The sequence below is a fragment of the Hydrogenophaga sp. BPS33 genome, assembly GCF_009859475.1.
In the GTDB taxonomy this organism is placed as follows: domain Bacteria; phylum Pseudomonadota; class Gammaproteobacteria; order Burkholderiales; family Burkholderiaceae_C; genus Hydrogenophaga.
Genome location: NZ_CP044549.1, coordinates 2667754 through 2684762 on the forward strand (window position 1 = coordinate 2667754; position 17009 = coordinate 2684762).

15 protein-coding genes and 2 tRNA genes are annotated in these 17009 nt (G+C 67.1%); 10 read left to right on the plus strand and 7 right to left on the minus strand.

Annotated elements, in window-relative coordinates; translation table 11 throughout:
• Positions 1 to 16: 16 nt before the first annotated feature.
• Positions 17 to 586: a CDP-diacylglycerol--glycerol-3-phosphate 3-phosphatidyltransferase gene (gene pgsA, locus F9K07_RS12390; protein ID WP_159593511.1), complete on the plus strand. Its 570-nt coding sequence runs from the start codon at positions 17 to 19 to the stop codon at positions 584 to 586.
• A 10-nt stretch (positions 587 to 596) separates the two neighbouring features.
• On the plus strand, positions 597 to 1487 hold the full coding sequence (locus F9K07_RS12395) for a DMT family transporter (protein ID WP_159593513.1): 891 nt from the start codon (positions 597 to 599) through the stop codon (positions 1485 to 1487).
• Position 1488: 1 nt separating this feature from the next.
• Here F9K07_RS12395 and F9K07_RS12400 read toward each other — a convergent pair whose 3' ends face one another.
• Entirely contained in the window at positions 1489 to 2460 is a 972-nt protein-coding gene (locus tag F9K07_RS12400; RefSeq protein WP_159593514.1) for a LysR family transcriptional regulator, read from the minus strand.
• A 65-nt stretch (positions 2461 to 2525) separates the two neighbouring features.
• Between F9K07_RS12400 and F9K07_RS12405 the strand changes: the two genes are divergently transcribed.
• From F9K07_RS12405 to F9K07_RS12435, 7 genes are all read left to right on the plus strand, one after another.
• Positions 2526 to 3422, plus strand: coding sequence for an alpha/beta fold hydrolase (locus tag F9K07_RS12405; RefSeq protein ID WP_159593515.1), 897 nt, complete (start codon positions 2526 to 2528; stop codon positions 3420 to 3422).
• Complete coding sequence (locus tag F9K07_RS12410; RefSeq protein WP_159593516.1) at positions 3419 to 4513, plus strand: tartrate dehydrogenase; 1095 nt, start codon at positions 3419 to 3421, stop codon at positions 4511 to 4513. Before F9K07_RS12405 ends, F9K07_RS12410 begins: the two co-directional genes overlap by 4 nt.
• A 285-nt stretch (positions 4514 to 4798) precedes the next feature.
• A complete protein-coding gene (locus F9K07_RS12415; protein WP_137921879.1) occupies positions 4799 to 5071 on the plus strand; it encodes an HU family DNA-binding protein in 273 nt (90 codons plus the stop codon).
• Positions 5072 to 5091: 20 nt separating this feature from the next.
• Positions 5092 to 5167: transfer RNA gene (locus tag F9K07_RS12420), tRNA-Val, on the plus strand.
• An 87-nt stretch (positions 5168 to 5254) separates the two neighbouring features.
• Positions 5255 to 7177 carry a SurA N-terminal domain-containing protein gene (locus F9K07_RS12425; protein WP_159593517.1) on the plus strand — a complete coding sequence of 641 codons (1923 nt, stop codon included), beginning with the start codon at positions 5255 to 5257 and terminating at the stop codon, positions 7175 to 7177.
• A gap of 64 nt (positions 7178 to 7241) precedes the next feature.
• Positions 7242 to 7317 (plus strand) — tRNA-His (locus tag F9K07_RS12430).
• 183 nt (positions 7318 to 7500) lie between these two features.
• On the plus strand, positions 7501 to 8529 hold the full coding sequence (locus F9K07_RS12435; protein ID WP_159596914.1) for an aldo/keto reductase: 1029 nt from the start codon (positions 7501 to 7503) through the stop codon (positions 8527 to 8529).
• A 13-nt stretch (positions 8530 to 8542) separates the two neighbouring features.
• Here F9K07_RS12435 and F9K07_RS12440 read toward each other — a convergent pair whose 3' ends face one another.
• The 6 genes from F9K07_RS12440 to F9K07_RS12465 form a co-directional block, all read right to left on the minus strand.
• Positions 8543 to 9532 (minus strand): ABC transporter substrate-binding protein, encoded by a 990-nt coding sequence (locus F9K07_RS12440; protein ID WP_159593518.1) that lies wholly within the window; start codon positions 9530 to 9532, stop codon positions 8543 to 8545.
• A 59-nt stretch (positions 9533 to 9591) separates the two neighbouring features.
• A complete protein-coding gene (locus tag F9K07_RS12445; RefSeq protein ID WP_236581935.1) occupies positions 9592 to 10752 on the minus strand; it encodes an FAD-dependent oxidoreductase in 1161 nt (386 codons plus the stop codon).
• 58 nt (positions 10753 to 10810) lie between these two features.
• Positions 10811 to 11791, minus strand: coding sequence for an AraC family transcriptional regulator (locus tag F9K07_RS12450; RefSeq protein WP_159593520.1), 981 nt, complete (start codon positions 11789 to 11791; stop codon positions 10811 to 10813).
• A gap of 40 nt (positions 11792 to 11831) precedes the next feature.
• The gene (locus F9K07_RS12455; RefSeq protein ID WP_159593521.1) at positions 11832 to 12683 is read right to left on the minus strand and encodes a plasmid replication/partition related protein; all 852 of its coding nucleotides are present in this window, start codon (positions 12681 to 12683) and stop codon (positions 11832 to 11834) included.
• Positions 12684 to 12766: 83 nt separating this feature from the next.
• Positions 12767 to 13519, minus strand: a complete 753-nt coding sequence (locus F9K07_RS12460) for a tyrosine-protein phosphatase (protein WP_159593522.1) — start codon at positions 13517 to 13519, stop codon at positions 12767 to 12769.
• An 80-nt stretch (positions 13520 to 13599) separates the two neighbouring features.
• Positions 13600 to 15696, minus strand: a complete 2097-nt coding sequence (locus F9K07_RS12465) for an AsmA family protein (protein ID WP_159593523.1) — start codon at positions 15694 to 15696, stop codon at positions 13600 to 13602.
• Between the two features lie 200 nt (positions 15697 to 15896).
• Between F9K07_RS12465 and F9K07_RS12470 the strand changes: the two genes are divergently transcribed.
• Positions 15897 to 17006, plus strand: a complete 1110-nt coding sequence (locus F9K07_RS12470; RefSeq protein WP_236581936.1) for an MlaE family ABC transporter permease — start codon at positions 15897 to 15899, stop codon at positions 17004 to 17006.
• The last annotated feature ends 3 nt before the right edge of the window (positions 17007 to 17009 follow it).

Consider the following 17009-nt stretch of genomic DNA (forward strand, 5'->3'; position numbering starts at 1 on the left):
ACGCATAATCCCAGCCATGTTCTTCAATCTCCCCACCTTGCTCACCTGGGCTCGCATTGTCGCCATCCCGTTGATCGTGGGCGTGTTCTATCTGGAGAACATGAGTGTTGCGGAACAGAACCTGATCGCCACGGTGATGTTCATCGTGTTCGCGCTCACCGATTGGGCCGACGGCTACCTTGCCCGCAAGCTCAACCAGACCTCGGCCTTCGGCGCATTCCTCGACCCGGTGGCCGACAAGTTTCTGGTCTGCGCCAGCCTGCTGGTGCTGGTGCACCTGGACCGCGCCGACGTGTTCGTGGCGCTCATCATCATCGGCCGCGAAATCGCCATTTCGTCGCTGCGCGAGTGGATGGCCATCATCGGCGCGACCAAGAGCGTGGCGGTGCACATGATCGGCAAGGTCAAGACCACCGTTCAGATGGTGGCCATTCCTTTCCTGCTGTTCAATGGCACGCTGTTCGGGGTGATCGACACGCGGGTGTGGGGCACCTGGTTGATCTGGATTTCGGCCGTGCTCACCGTGTGGTCCATGGTGTATTACCTGCAAAAGGCCATTCCCGAGATCCGCGCCAAGTCGCGTTGAAAGCGCGGCCATGCAGACAGAGACGCAAGACAACGCCTGGCTGCGCGCCATGCCCTGGGTGTTCGTGCTGATCTGGAGCACCGGTTTCATCGTCGCGCGCTACGGCATGCCGCACGCGCCGCCGATGAAGTTCTTGGCGGTGCGGTATGCGCTCTCCATCTTCTGCTTCCTTCCCTGGATTTTTCTGGCGGGCGTGAAATGGCCCAGCAGCCGCACCCAGTGGTTCCACCTGGCCGTGACCGGCGTGCTCATGCACGCGGGTTATCTGGGTGGCGTATGGGCGGCCGTGAAGGCCGGCATGGGGTCGGGGTTGACGGCGCTCATCGTGGGCCTGCAGCCGGTGCTCACCGGCATCTGGCTCTCCAGCACAGGCTCGCGTGTGTCCAGACGCCAGTGGCTGGGCCTGGTGCTGGGCTTTGCCGGGCTGGTGCTGGTGGTGTCGCGCAAGTTCACGTCCGGTGGCCCGGGTGACCAGGCGGATTGGCTGAACCTGTCGTTTGCCGTGATGGCCTTGTTCGCCATCACCGTGGGCACCCTGTACCAGAAACGCTTCGTCGCCGCCTGCGATGTGCGCACCGCCAACGCCGTGCAACTGCTTGCGGCCTTGCTGGTGACCTTGCCGCTGACGCTGCTGGAAGCGGAGTTGATGGACTGGAACGGCGAGCTCATCGGCGCCATGGCCTGGTCGGTGCTGGGCCTCACACTGGGCGGCAGTTCGCTGCTGTACCTGCTGATCCAGCGCGGCGCGGCGGCCTCGGTCACGAGCCTGATGTACCTCGTGCCGCCGTGCACCGCCTTGATCGCCTGGGCGCTGTTCGCCGAACCGATCACCGCAGTCACATTGGCGGGCACGGCGTTGACCGCCTTTGGTGTGAGCCTGGTGGTGCGCGCAGGGCGCTGAGTCAACCGCGGGTATTGGAACGTGGCGCTTTGCGCGCTCCACGCCCGGTCGGTTTCCACGGCTCCGAGCGGAAGTGCTGCGCCAGAAACTCCACCAGCAGCCTGATGCGACGCGGGTTTTGAGACCGGTAGGGCGCCAACCAGTGGATGTCGGCATCGGGCATGGCGTACGACGGCAGCACCCGCACCAGTTCACCGCTGCTGAGTTGAGGCGCGATGTCCCACAAACTGCGCAACATGATTCCGTGTCCTGCAAGACACCAATCGCGCACCAACTCGCCGGAATTGCTCGACAAGGGCCCGCTGACCGGCACATGGTGGAGTTCCTCGTCGCCGCCGCGTTGCAGGCGCCAATGGTCGAAGCGCTGCCCGGGGCCACCGTCGTTCTCCCTGACCACCAGGCAGGCATGGCGGGCCAGATCCTGCAGCGTGCGCGGCGCACCATGGCGTTCGATGTAAGCGGGTGAGGCGGCCAACACACGCTGGTTGCCCGCCAGGCGGCGAGAAACCCATTCGGCGGCGCGCTCACGCGGGGCATTCCAGAGCCAGATCGCACCGTCGAAGCCCTTCACCGCGAGGTCGGGCAGTTGCTCAGTCAGTTGTGCCTGCACCTGAACGCCTGGATGCTGGCGTTGAAACGCCGCCAGCGCGGGGCCGACCCACAGGCGACCGAATCCGAAGGTGGCGACCACGCGAATCGGGCCGGACGGTTCGGCCTGGCGCTCGCGCAGCTCCGCCTCCACGTCCCTGAAACCTTGGAGCAATTGCTGCGCGCGCTCGCACAGCGTGTCGCCTTCGGCCGTGGGGCTGACCCGCCGCGTGGTGCGTTGGAACAGGCGTGTGCCCAATTGCGCTTCGAGTGCCGCGAGGCGTTTTGTGACGGCCGAAGGCGCCACGCGCAAGGCCCGCGCTGCCATCACCAGGCTGCCATGCTGGCGCACCGCGAGCACAAGTTCCAGGTCGGGGCGGTCCACATTGTTTCCTTTTGGGAAGTAATCAATGCACGCATTATTTCTCAATGTAGGGCTATGCTGGCACCATGCTGAACCGATTTGCTTCCCACACCGTGGTCCGCGATGGCGTGGCACTGCACACCCGCATCGGCGGGGAAGGGCCGCCACTGCTGCTGTTGCACGGCCATCCGCAGAGCATGGCCATGTGGCACCGTGTGGCGCCCGCGCTGGCGAAGCATTTCACGCTGGTGTTGATGGACCTGCTCGGTTATGGCGATTCGGCCCGGCCTGTCGCCACCGCGACTCACGAAGCCCATGGCAAGCGCGAGATGGCGCTCGATGCCATCGCGGTCATGGCGCACCACGGGTTTGATCGCTTCAGCGTGCTCGCGCACGACCGTGGTGCGCGCGTGGCCCATCGGCTCGCGGTGGACCACCCCGCCGCCGTGCGCTCGCTGCTGTTGCTGGACATCGCGCCCACGTTGGCGATGTACGCGCAGACCAGCGAAGCCTTCGCGCGCGCCTACTGGCATTGGTTCTTCCTGATCCAGCCCGCGCCCTTGCCCGAAGCACTGATCGACGCCGACCCCGTGCGCTACGTGCGCAGTGTGATGGGCAGCCGGCACGCGGGCCTGTCCGCGTTCGATGTCGGCGCGCTGGCCGAGTACGAACGCTGCGCCGCGCGGCCGGGTACGGCCCCATCCATATGCGAGGACTACCGCGCCAGCGCGACCATCGACCTGGAGCACGACCGTGCCGACATCGCCGCAGGACGCCTGCTCACGCAGCCGCTGCGCGTGCTCTGGGGTGAACACGGCACCGTGGCGCGCTGCTTCGATGTGATGGCGCTGTGGCGCGAGCGTGCCCATCACGTGTCGGGCCACGCGCTGCCGTGCGGCCACTACATCGCCGAAGAAGCGCCCGAGCGCCTCGTCGAAGAAGCCCTGTCTTTTTTTCAAACTGTCCAGAAGGAACCACCATGAGCCAACACCGCATCGCCGTCATCGCCGGGGACGGCATCGGTACCGAAGTCATGCCCGAGGGGCTGCGCGTCCTGGAGACGGCTGCGTCGAAGTTCGGCATCGATCTGCACTTCGACCACTTCGATTTTTCAAGCTGCGGCTACTTTGAGCGCCACGGCAAGATGCTGCCCGACACCTGGAAAGACCAGATCGGCGGGCACGACGCGATCTATTTTGGTGCGGTGGGCTGGCCCGACAAGGTGCCCGACCATGTCTCGCTGTGGGGCTCGCTGCTGATGTTCCGTCGCGAGTTCGACCAGTACGTCAACATCCGTCCTGCCAAGCTCATGCCCGGTGTGACCGCACCCGTGGTGCGGCGCGACGGCAGCCCGCGCGAAGCCGGCGAGATCGACATGGTGATCGTGCGCGAGAACACCGAAGGCGAGTATTCGAGCATCGGGGGCCGCATGTATGCGGGCACCGAGCGCGAGATCGTGGTGCAGGAAACCGTGATGTCGCGCACCGGTGTGGACCGGGTGCTGCGCCACGCGTTCGAAGTCGCGCGCTCGCGTCCCAAGAAGCACCTGACCAGCGCCACCAAGTCCAATGGCATCGCCATCACCATGCCTTATTGGGACGAGCGTGTGGCCGAGATGGCCAAGGAATATCCGGACGTGACCGTGGACAAGTTCCACATCGACATCCTCACCGCGCACTTCGTGCAGCGCCCCGACTTCTTTGACGTGGTGGTCGGCAGCAATCTTTTTGGTGACATCCTGAGCGACCTGGGGCCGGCCTGCACCGGCACCATCGGCATTGCGCCCAGCGCCAATCTCAACCCCACGCGCCAGCACCCATCGCTGTTCGAGCCGGTGCATGGCTCCGCGCCGGACATCGCAGGCAAGGGCATTGCCAACCCCATCGGACAGATTTGGTGCGGCGCGATGATGCTTGACTTCCTCGGCCATCGCGCCGCGCACGACGCGGTGATGCAGGCGATCGAAGCCGTGCTGCGGCCCGGCAGCGGTGCGCCGCGCACGGCCGATCTCGGTGGCCACGCAGGCACGCAGGACGTGGGCCGCGCCATTGCGCAGGCCCTGCGCGATGCCTGATGCCGGTGCACCGCGATGAGGCATTTCGGGCCACATTTTGTTGCGTGAGGAGATGCAACGATGAATGCGTCTAGAATCTCGCCTCTTGCGCCGCAGGTGTTGCGCCATCGCTCGTCGTGTATTGACAGGGCTTGCGCGCCATGGGTCTAATCACCCAGCGATTGCCACGGTGTTGGCGTCGTCTTGCGGCCTAGTGCGATCAGGATTTTTTGCCCGCGGCCTGCGCCGTTTCCGGAAAAACGCCTGTCCAACCTGAACATTCATCTCAATCAAGAGGGGCTTTTTGTGAATAAAACCGAACTCGTCGAACACATTGCCAAGCACGCCGACATCTCCAAGGCGGCTGCAACGCGTGCACTGGACTCCACCATCACCGCCATCCGCACCACCTTGAAAAAAGGCGGCACCGTGTCGCTGGTGGGCTTTGGCTCCTTCGCCGTGACCAAACGCCCGGCGCGCAAAGGTCGCAACCCACGCACGGGCGACGAGATTAAAATCAAGGCCGCCAAAGTGCCCAAGTTCCGCCCGGGCAAGGCACTGAAGGATGCTCTGAACTGAGCATCATCCGGTTTCCGGTGGGGTGCTTAGCTCAGTTGGTAGAGCGGCTCTCTTACACGGAGTAGGTCGGCGGTTCGAGCCCGTCAGCACCCACCACCATCGAAAAAGGCGAACCAGGGTTCGCCTTTTTTGTTGCCGGCAACGGCAACGCCATTCGGTCATTGACACAGCAGGATTCAAGGCATGTTTGACACCATTCGCAATCACAAGAAGTACCTCATGGGCTTCCTGATGATCCTGATCATTCCCTCGTTCGTGCTGTTCGGTATCGAAGGCTATACGCGCTTCAGCGAAAGCGGCGAGGCGGTGGCCACGGTCAATGGCAAGGACATCACCAAAGCCGAATGGGACCAGGTGCACCAGCAGGAATCGCAACGCCTGCGCGAGGCCATGCCCACGCTCGATGCCCGCCTGCTCGACGGCGAAGCTGCGCGCTACGCCACGCTGGAGCGTCTGGTGCGCCAGCGCGTTCTCGGAACCGCCGCCGACAAGCTCAACCTCTACACCAGCGACGCGCGCCTGGCGCGCGACCTGCAGCAGAACGAAGCCATCGCCACGCTGCGCAAGCCCGATGGCTCGCTCGACGTCGAGGCCTATCGCCAGTTGGTGGGCCGCCAAGGCATGACGCCCGAGATGTTCGAAGCACGCGTGCGCGCCGACCTGTCGCAGCGCCAGGTGTCGCAAGGCATTCTGGGCTCGGGCTTCGCGCCCACGGCGCTGGCCTCGATCTCGCTCAATGCCTTCTTCGAACGCCGCGAAGTGCGCGTGGCGCGCTTTGCCGCCACCGACTTCGCCGCACAGGTCAAGCCCACGGACGCCGACGTGGAAGCCTTCTACAACGCGAACCTCGGCAGCTTCCAGGCGCCGGAGCAGGCCGACATCGAATACCTCGTGCTCGACGCGGCCGCGCTGCAGAACGCGGTGGTGTTCAACGAAGGCGACCTGCGCACCTACTACGAGCAGAACGCACCGCGCCTCTCCGGCACCGAAGAGCGCCGCGCGAGCCACATCCTGCTGACCGTGCCCGCCGGTGCGTCGGCCGACGACAAGGCCGCCGTGCGCAAGCGCGCCGAAGAACTGTTGGCCCAGGTGCGCGCGAAGCCCGCGAGCTTTGCCGAGGTCGCCAAGGCCCAGTCGCAAGACCCCGGTTCGGCGGCCAAGGGCGGCGATCTCGGCTACTTCGACCGCAATGCCATGGTCAAGCCCTTCGCGGATGCGGTGTTCTCGATGCAGAAGGGCGCGATCTCGGACGTGGTGGAAAGCGATTTCGGTTTCCACATCGTCCAGCTCGCCGATATCAAGGCGCCACCCGTGCGCAGCTTCGAGTCGATGCGCCCGGAAATCGAAGCCGAGCTGAAAAAACAGCAGGCGCAGAAGCAATACGCCGAAGCGGCCGACACGTTCAGCAACCTGGTCTACGAACAAGCCGACTCGCTGCAGCCTGCGGCCGATCGCCTGAAGCTGCAGATCCGCAAGGCCACGGTGCAGCGCCAACCCCAGGCGGGTGCCACCGGCGCTTTGGCCAGCGAGCGGTTGCTGGGCGCGCTGTTCGACAGCGAGGCGCTCGACAAGAAGCGCAACACCGAGGCGATTGACACCGGTTCGGGCCAACTCGTGTCCGCACGTGTGGTCCAGCATTCGCCGGCACACACGCGTCCGCTGGCCGAAGTGAAGGAGCAGGTCCGCGCGCGTCTGGTGGCCGAGCGGTCGGCCGAGCTGGCACGCGCCCAGGGCGAGAAACAACTGGCCGCGTGGAAGTCTGGCACCGCCGCCACTGGCCTGGCGGCCGCCGTGACGGTCTCGCGCGAGAACCCGCAGGGCCTGACGCAACCGGTGCTGGACGCCGCGCTGCGCGCCGATCCGAAGCAACTGCCCGCCTGGGTGGGTGTGAACCTGGCCGGCGAAGGCTATGCGGTCGTGAAGGTCGAGCAGGTGCTGCCGCGCGACACGCGCAACGCACAGGCGCTGGCGCAGGAAGTGCAGCAATACAGCCAATGGTGGTCGTCGGCGGAGAACGAGGCGTACATCGAAACGCTCAAGGAGCGCTACAAGGCGCGCATCCTGGTGTCCCAGCCCGCGGCTGTGGCGGCAGGCCCCGCACGCTGATGGATTTCTCCGCGAGAGGTGGTCCGAAGCGGCATGCGGTTCAGGCTATAATTCGCGGCTTGCGGTGGCTGTAGCTCAGTTGGTAGAGTCCAGGATTGTGATTCCTGTCGTCGTGGGTTCGAGTCCCATCAGCCACCCCAGAAATTCAAAGCCCCGCTCTCGCGGGGCTTTTTCGTTTCTGTTCCGGATGGCCGTGCGATCACGCACGATGGGACATGCTTCGCGGCTCTGGGTGTGTTGGGATTGCTGCTGCTGCGCCAGCGTGGCCCGTCCCGCGCGCCAACTCCTTCTTCCTGAGTTCAACCCACATGACCATGATGACCATGACCTACCGCCGCCTGGGCCGCAGCAACCTCCGGGTCTCCCGCCTGTGTCTGGGCACCATGATGTTCGGGGGGCAGACACCCGAAGCCGAGGCCGCCGACATCTTCGCCTCGGCGCATGCGCAAGGCGTCAACTTCATCGACACCGCCGACGTGTACCACAAGGGCGCTTCGGAAGAGGTGGTCGGCCGCCTGCTCAAAGGGCAGCGCGATGACTGGGTGTTGGCGAGCAAGGTGGGCAGTGGCTTCGGGCCGAGGCCGAACCAGAGCGGCCTCTCGCGCGCCTGGATCGTGCAGAGCGCCGAGAACAGCCTGCGCCGCCTGCAGACCGACCGCATCGACATCTACTACTTGCACCGCGATCCGCGCGACGCCAACCTGGAAGAAACCGTGGGCGCGCTCGGCGATCTGCTGCGGGCCGGCAAGATCCGTTACTTTGGTCTGTCCAACTTCCGTGGCTGGCGCATTGCCGAGGTGGTGCACCTGTGCCGAGCGCTTGGTGTGCCCTTGCCGGTCGTCTGCCAGCCCTACTACAACCTGCTCAACCGCGGGCCCGAGGTCGAGATCCTGCCGGCTTGTGCCCACTATGGTCTGGGCGTCGTGCCTTACAGCCCGGTGGCGCGCGGCGTGCTCACCGGCAAGTACCAGCCGGGCGAGAAACCGGCTGCCGACTCGCGTGCCGGTCGCGGTGATCAGCGCCTGATGGACACCGAATTCCGCGAGGAATCGATGCGCATCGCCAACGCGTTGGTGCGCCACGCCCAAGCGCGCGGGACGAAGGCGTCGCAGCTCGCGGTGGCCTGGGTGCTGGCCAATCCGCTGGTGAGTTCGGTGATCGCCGGACCGCGCACGTTGGCGCAGTGGGAAGACTATCTGCCGGCGCTGGACCTCACGATCAGCGCCGAGGACGAGGCGATGGTGGACGCCTGGGTGGCCCCGGGGCACCCGTCGACCCCGGGCTACAACGATCCGGCACACCCGTTCTTTGGGCGGCCTATAGATCCATCTCAGGGAAAGCCAGTTCCATAGTCCGGCCCGAACGTCAGCGCACGAACTGGTTGGTGTACAGGTCCTTCAAGGGTGTCTCCTTGGGCACGATGCCATTGCTCACGTAAAACTTCTGCAGTTCGCCCAGGCGCGCTTCGTCCATCAGGCCCGGCACCTTCTGCTTCGCGTACACGTACTGGTTGAAGAGTTCGAAGGATTTCTGCACGCTGGCTTCCTTGCCCTTGTGTGCCGGCACGTGGGCCACGTAAGCGGTGGTCGCGGCCTTGGGGTCGGCCATGATGTCCTTCATGCCCTTGAGGGTGGCGCGCACCAGTTTCTGGATGAGCTGCGGGTTCTTGGCGATGGTGTCGTCGGACGCGAGGATGGCCTGCGCCATGCTCTTGAAGTAGAGGTCGGCCGGCATGATGTCGACCTGCGCGCCCGCGTCCATCGCGCTCACCGTCCAGTCGGGCACCGTGGCCATGGCCGAGGCCTTCTTGGCGGCGAACTGCTGCCAGATGCCACCGGGTCCTGCGGCCTGGATGTTCACATCGTTCTTGGTCAGGCCGACCTTGCTGAGCATGCCGAGCAGGGCGTAATAGGTGGTGTCGGTGTAGGCCAGCACGGTCACGGTCTTGCCCTTGAGTTCGCGCGGGCTCTCGATCTTCTCGTCCTTGTGGCTCACGAGCTGGGTGAGCGAGCCGGCGCCGAGCACGGCCACGGCCTTGACCGGGATGCCCTGGGCACGCGCGATGATGGGCGTGTCGCCGATGGCGCCGCCGATGACGGCGTTGCCCGCGCCGACCTGTTTGGCCACGTCCACGCCGCCACGCGCGGTGACGAAGTTCACCTTCAGACCTTCCTGTTCGTAGTAGCCCTTGGCCTGCGCCACCATCCAGGGGCCGAAGGCGGGCAGTGTGGCGGGCGCGGGAAGCAGGTACGTGACTTCCTGCAACTGCGCGCGCGCCACAAGAGGCAGCAGGGTGCCGGCGGCCATGAGCAGGCCCAACACGGTGCGGCGCAGAGGGTGGGTGGATCGGATCATGCGAGGTTCCTTTTGGGCGTTGTGGAAGGGGATTTCGGGATAGGGGTGACGCGCGGCACTCAGGCGTTCGCACTCAGGCGCTCAAGCTCTTCATAGAAGCCGTCCACGTGGGCCTGCGCATGGGCGGGCATGGCCCGCATGGCTTCTGCGTGGCGGGCAGGGTCCTGCACCGCGCCGGCGCTGCCCACGCGGTGCGAAGCCTCCTGAACGAAACGGCACATCGGCGCACGGCGCTCGCCGAAGCGGCTCAGAGCTTCGGGGATGGGGGTGTCATCGGCCAGCAGGCGCGCCAGCTCCACCGCGTCCTGCACGGCCAGCGCGCCGCCCTGGCCCATGAACGGCGTGCAGGCGTGCGCCGCATCGCCGATGAGCACCACGCGTCCCTGGTGCCAGGGCAGCGGCATCACCACCTCCTCGACGGCTGTGTACAGCACCTCGGTGTCGGCCGACACTTCGTCGAGAAACCGGCGCACCGGCCCGCCGAACTCGGCGAAGCGCTCGCGCATGGTCTGGGGCCAGAGGGCCTTGTCGAACCAACTGCCTTCGGGCTCCGCGATGGTGCCGAAGATGTAGAGCCTGTCGTCGGCGATGGGCATGATGCCCAGCCGTTTGCCCACGCCCATCATCATGATCTTGTCCACCAGCTCGGGCGGGCGCCGGTGCACGCTGCGCCAGACGCCAAAGCCCGAGTACGTGGGCCGCACGTCGGGCCACAGCAAGGCGCGCACGCCCGAGCGGATGCCGTCCGCGCCCACCACCAGGTCGAAGGAGGCGGTGCTGCCGTCGGAGAGTTCGACACTCGCGCGTGCGTCCTCGTGCCGCAAGGCCTGCACGGTGACGCCCAGGCACACCGGCACGCCCAGGGCTTCGAGCTGGGTGGAAAGCACACGGTGCATCTCGGCCCGCTTCACGCCGAGGATCGCCGGCATGGGCGGCGTGCCCACGCTGGGGTAGACCACGTCCACGATGTGCCGGCCGTCGTGGTGCAGATAGACGTTGCGGCCCGATGGAATGGGAAAGCCCGCTTGCACCAGCGCTTGCATCGCGCCGATGTGGTGGAAGTGTTCCAGGCCGTTGCTGTAGACGAAGATGCCCGAGCTCTGGAACTGCGATTGCGGCTGCTTTTCGATGACGGTGACGCGCCAGCCGCCACTGCGGGCAAGCGCCAGGGCGGCAGAGCAACCGGCGATGCCGGCACCAACGATCAACACGTTCTTCATGGGGAGCAAGACCTGGCAACGATGACCCGGTGCATTCTTGGCCAGCGCCGGCCCGCGTTCAACCTTCGGGGCGCCGCATCTGGGTACCGATCGTCCGCGATTTGATGCACTGGCTCGGCGTGCTGCCCGACCACCGCTCGAAGGCGCGCGAGAACGCCTTCTCGGAGCCATAGCCGACGCTCTGGGCCACGCGCCACACGTCGTCTGCCCCTTTGAGGAACTGCTGCCGCGCAATGCCCATGCGCACCGAGGTGAGGTAGCGCAGCGGCGTGGTGCCCATGCGTTCGAGAAAGCGCTCGCTGAACACCGTGCGCGACTGGTGGCTCACGCGCGCCAGGCTGGCCAACGACCAGGGCAGCTCGGGGTGGGCGTGCATCTGCATCAGCGCCTTGCCGATGGCTTTGTCGCGCACGCCGTTGAGCCAGCCCTGGGCGTCGGCCGGGCCGCTGTGCAGGTGTTCGCGCAGCACGTGCACCAGCAGCAGGTCGGCCATGCGCGCGGTGGCCAGTTGCCAGCCGGGGCGCTGGGACAGGGTTTCGTCCACCAGCGCCTGCGTGGCCAGTGACAGGCTGCGCGTGGTGGCGATGTCGGCCGCGCGCAGCACGATCAGGGGCGGCAGCCAGGACAGCAGCGAGCCGCCCTGGTGCTGCGGCATCCACAGGTGCAGCGAGAAGAGTTCGGTGGCCTCACCGCCTGGAGCCCCGTGTTCGAAGGTGAGCGGGTGGTCGCCGTGCGCGCCGCGCATGTGCTGTTGCAGCAAGGTGCGAAAGGGCACGGTGTCCAGGCCGGGGGAGGAGGCGACCACGTGCGGGCCGCCCTGGGGCAGCATCACGATGTCGCCCGGCTGCACGTGCACTGCCGCCTGGCCGTCCACCTGGATCCAGTACGGCGTGCCGGTGCACACGCGCACCAGCAGGCCTTCCACGCCCTCGGAACGCAAGGCCCACGGTGCCGTGAGCGAAAAGCGCGCCGTCACTGCGCGATCGGTGCGCAGCGTGCCGAGCACCAGGCTGATCAGGTCGGCGGACGGAGACTCCATGGCACGGCCGTGTGGGTGCGAAGGCGCCGCAGGCGTGGGCTCAGGCCACCTGCGCCTCTTGCAACTGCGCCTGCAAGGCCGCCACCTGCTGGCGCAGCGCGGTGTTCTCGGCCTGCAGTGCCGACACCTGGGTGCGCAGCGTGCTGAGTTCGTCGGGCGCCGCGGTGGCCGCGCCGTGCGCCGTGTCTTCGGCCGACTCGGCCGGTGGCTTCTTGCGCGCATCGCGCACGCGCTTGGCCGCGAGCTTGAGCTCTTCCTTGCCCGCGAGCGCCGCGGCTTTCTGCTCCTCTTCGGGCAGGCTGGCAACAGCGGCGGCCGCGTTGAGCGAAATCGCGCCGGCCTTCAAGGCTTCGACCACCTCGGGCATGGCCTGTTTCTGGATCTTCTCGATCATCACCACCTGGCTGCTGCTCAGGCGCGCGGCCTTGGCGATGTCCTCGCGGCTGTTCAAGGGCCGGGCTTCGGGCACGGGCGGGGCGGCGGACCCGGTGGCGTCCTGCGGTGGCAGCGCGTCCGCTTCGGGCGGCAGATCGCCGGGTGCCGGCGTGGACGCGAGCAGTCGCGCGCGCCGCTCGGCGATGATCTCGCGCTTGCGCAGGGCGAGCACCCCGCGCTGGAAGTCCGACACGCTGCGCCGGCCCAGGTGCTGGTCGATCATCCACAGGTGCACGTCTTCGAGGGACTGGAAACGCGGGTTCTGGACGGTCTCGAAGGGCAGGCCGTGCTTCTGGCAGATGCCGTAGCGGTTGTGCCCGTCCACCAGCACGTCGCCCCACAGCACCAGCGCGTCGCGGCAGCCTTCGCTGAGCAGGCTGCGCTCCAGGGCGTCGTGCTCGTCCTGGGTGAGGGGGTCGATATAGGCTTTGAGTTCCGGGTTGACGGTGATCTGCATGAGACGGGCTTGCGGTACGGATGAGGCTTGGGGCGCGAATTGTAGATGGCCGATCCTGGGTTGGTCCGGTCCGGCCAGCGTGCTCAGGACTCCAGCAACGAAGCTCGCAGTTGCGCCTGCTCACGGGGGCCCAGGCCCATCGGGCCTTGCAGGTAGCGCTCCAGGCTCCCGAAGTCCTGTTCGATGGCATCGAACGCCGCTTCCAGAAACGCGGGCCGCACGCTCCAGAGCACGTCCATGACATGCGCCGGCCCACGGGCCTGCACCAACGGGCTTCGTTGGTAGAACTGGTTGGTGAGCAGGTAGTCCTGCACGATGTCTTCGCGCGCCACACCCAACGCGCCCAGCAGCAAAGCGGCGCCGAAGCCGGTGCGGTCCTTGCCGGCGGTGCAATGAAAGACCACGGGTGTGGGGTGCTCGACGAAATGGCGGAAGAAGCGGGCGTACACCGGCGCACCCTCGCGCACGAAGCCGCGGTAGGTGTCGCACATCAGCGCCACGGCCTGGGCCTCCGTCGGCACGGTACCCTCATCCACCAGTGCCAGCACGCGTTGCACCACGGTGGGCTCGATCGACAGCGGCAGCGAGACGATGCCGGCGATTTCGCAGGGCAGGGCGGCGCACTCCGCGGTGCCGCGAAAGTCGATGCGGTGCGTGAGGCCCAGGCCTTGCAGTGTCTGCAGATCGGTCGCGGTAAGGCCTGCGAGGTGGTCGGAGCGGTAGACGCGGCCGCGGCGCACGCGCCTGCCATCGGCGCCGACGTGGCCTCCAAGGTCGCGGAAGTTGGAGGCGCTGGGCAGCAGGCGGTGCGGTGCGGAGTGGGATGCGGGTGTCATGGCGGCCATTGTCGGTGCCTTGCATGACACACGCTGTCACTCGCGAGCAGGCCCGCGCCCTTCGATGCCTGCCCTTGGTCTCAAGGCTTCTTGCCGTTGGCTGGCGCAGGTGCCGCCGCGGGGGCCGGGGTGAGGCAGGGGTCGGCGCCATCGTCCTTCTTGCCGAGTTCCACCAGCGGTACGACGGCCGCGGCCGGCCCGGCCGCCGCGCCCAAGGCGACCGCGCCCAAGGCCCGAGCGACCAGGCCGCGCGCCTCGATGCCCACGTCCGGCTTGCCCAGGGTGCCGGCCACGTTGATGGGCGTGCGCAGCGACAGGGGCGACCAGTCCTTAGGTTGCGTGACCACGCGCAAGGCCATGGACTCGTCCTTCAGATTGACCTGGCCGCTGGCGCGCACCGTGCTGTCGCGGTTGTCGAGCACCGCGATCCGCGGCGTCACCAGGCCGTCGTTCGCCACCAGATCGAAGCGCGCGCAGCGCAAGGGCAGCGGGTTGTCGCCACGGATGAACACGCCCAGCGCCTGCGCCAGATCCAGCCCCAGGGCTTCGGTGACCAGGTGGGAGATCGTGCCGTCGCGCAGCGTGATGTCGACCGGCCCGTCCAGCGAACCCAGGATCTGCGCGGTGGAGTTGCCGGCGCCGCGCACGTCGAACTTGCCCGACACGACGCCAGTCACGTAGGCCTGCACCGCCTGCTCGCCTCCCTGGCGTGCCTGCTCGCGTTCCTTCTTCAGGGCTTTGGGCGCGGTGGCCGCGGGCGCGGCGCCTGGCGCGCCGTCGGGCCGCAGGCCGCGCAACCAACCGGCGATGTCCACGCCCGTGACATTCAAGCGCGCTTGCCACTTCGCGGGTTGGGCGTTCGCATCGAGCTGCGTCATGCCCTCGAAACGGCCGCCGGCCACGGTGGTTCGCAGATCCTCCAGGCGCAACACACCCGCCTGCAGCAGCACGCGCATTTTCAGGTCTTGCAAAGGGGCCATCGCGGTGGTGCCGAAATCGACCTGGTCCACGTCGACCTTCACGTCGGCATCCATCACCTTCAGCGAAGGCAGGTCGAAGCGCCGCTGAGGCAGGACGCGCCCATCGTCGGCCGAGGAAGACGCGGGCTTCGCTTGGGGGGCATCGCCACCCACGGCCGGCCCCAGATCGGCAAACGCCAACTTGGGGCCGCTCAGGGTGCCGCTCAGGCGCCGGGGCGTGGCCCGCTGGTGAAAACTCAGATCGCCCGCGAGGCGGCTGGTGCCGATGTTGGCGCGCGAGGCCTGCAGCCGCCACACGCCGCTGTCCTGGGAGAGGCGACCGCGCAAATGGAACGGCGGCGTTTGCGGCAAGGTGATGCCCAACGGTTCGCCCACCGCGGCCAGCGAAGGACCGCGAAACGACAGCGCACCGTCCAGCCGCGGCGTGCCGAGCAAGGCTGCGGCCTGGCCGTCGAACAGGAGGTTCGACGATGCCACGGAACCTTCCACGCGCACCGGCACCCAGGGCGCATCCGGCGCGGTCTCGGGGTCGTGCAGCAGGGGCAGGGCACCGCCGGTGCGCGCCTGCAGTTGCATCTTCAAGGCCTGGTAGCGGCCGGTGAACGAGGCGTCGTAGCCCGCGTCCGCACTGCCCACGGCATCGCCTTCCCGGCCGCGCACGCGGATGTCGAGGTCGATGTCCTGTACCGCATCCTTCCAGTCGATCTGGCCCTGGCCGACCACCAGCGAGCCAAAACGCGGTATGCCGCCCAGGCCTTGTTCGTCTTCGCGGGGTGTCTGGTCGGGCGCGCCGAGCTGCCAGTTCGCGTGGCCGTCGGGCGTGCGTTGAAGGTGCGCATCCAGCGTATCGGCCTGCAGCGTCTGCACGCGCAGCGGCGCACCGCTGCGTTGCCAGCGCCAGATGTCGTTCCAACCCCAGGCCAGCGAAACGCCACGCGCATCCAGCAGGTGGGGCACGTCGAAGCGCGGGTCGGATGCGATGCGCAGGTGTTCGACTTCCAGGCGAGGGCGCCAGAGCAGGTGCACGCGCACACGGCCATCGAGTTCAACCGGCACCGCCGCACCTCGCGAGGCCGCGTTCTGCATCGGCTGGCGCAGGAAAGGCCAGCCGCTCAGTTCTCCCGCCACGATGCCCGCCACCAGCAACCCGAACATACCCACGGCGATGCGAATTGGGGCGCGCGCGCGCGTGCTCATAGGCCAAGCGCCTTTTGCGGTGTAGGACTGCGCCGTGTGTCACGGCTATGGGAGAGACCGTGTGCCATGTGAATGGGAGTGCCAGCAGAAACGAGGGTTCCATGCTCGCTGTATCGGCGTGTGTCGTCTGTGCGAGGCCACACCTTGGTCGCCTGTGGCGCTCGATAGAATCGCCGATCCGAGGCTGAATGGGTACTTCCATGAGCGATGCTCCCGAGGCCGGCTGGCACACCGAAGACACACACCGGGTGCTGCGGCTCAGCGGCGAATGGCGCGCACACCGCGCGCCTTTGCCCGAACCCGATGCGTACGACCCCACCACCCCGGTGCGCGTGGACGCCACCGGCCTGCGCTCGTGGGATGCACCACTGGCTGCTGCGCTGTGGCAGCAACTCGAGCCTCTGGCGCGCGAGCAGACCGAGGTGGATCTGACCAGCTTGCCCAAGGGCCTGCAGGAGATTCTGGCCCTCGCGCTCGACGGAGCACCTTCGACCGTCACCGCCGACGCCAAGCGCCCGAGACGGCTCGCCGCCGTGGGTGCGCGGGCCTCGGCGGCGTGGGCGCTGCGGCGCAAGACCTTGGGTTTCGTGGGCGAGGTGCTGTTGTCCATCGGCCGCTGGCTGCGGGGCCGCAGCGACATGCGCGTCAGCGACCTGATGTGGCAGATCGACCAGACCGGGCCGCGCAGCCTGCCGATCGTGGCGCTGGTGTGTTTTCTGGTCGGCCTGATCGTGGCCTACATGGGCGCCACCCAGTTGCAGCGGTTTGGCGCGCAGACCTACATCGCCGATCTGGTCACCATCGGGGTGGTGCGCGAAGTCGCGGCCCTGCTCGTGGGCATCGTGCTCGCGGGCCGGGTGGGTGCGGCCTTCGCGGCGCAGATCGGCAGCATGCGCGCCAACGAGGAGGTGGACGCTCTGACCACCATGGGGGTGAACCCGATCGACTTTCTCGTGCTGCCGCGGGTGCTCGCGCTCCTGATCGTCGGACCGATGCTCACCGCGTTCGGTGCCGTGGTCGGCATGCTGGTGGGATGGCTGGTGGCCGTGGGAATTTTCGGCGTGACGCCGCTGGAATACGTGTACGCCAGCTTCGAAGCGATGACCCTGCCGCATGTGCTGGTGGGCTTGTTCAAGGGCACGGTGTATGCCGTGTTGGTCGCACTCGCGGGATGTCTGCAGGGCATGTCGGCGGGGCGCAGCGCGCAGGCCGTGGGCGATGCCACCACCGCATCGGTGGTACAAGCGATCGTCTGGATCGTCGTGGCGGCGTCCATGCTCACGGTGGTCTTTCAACGTCTGGACATTTAGGAA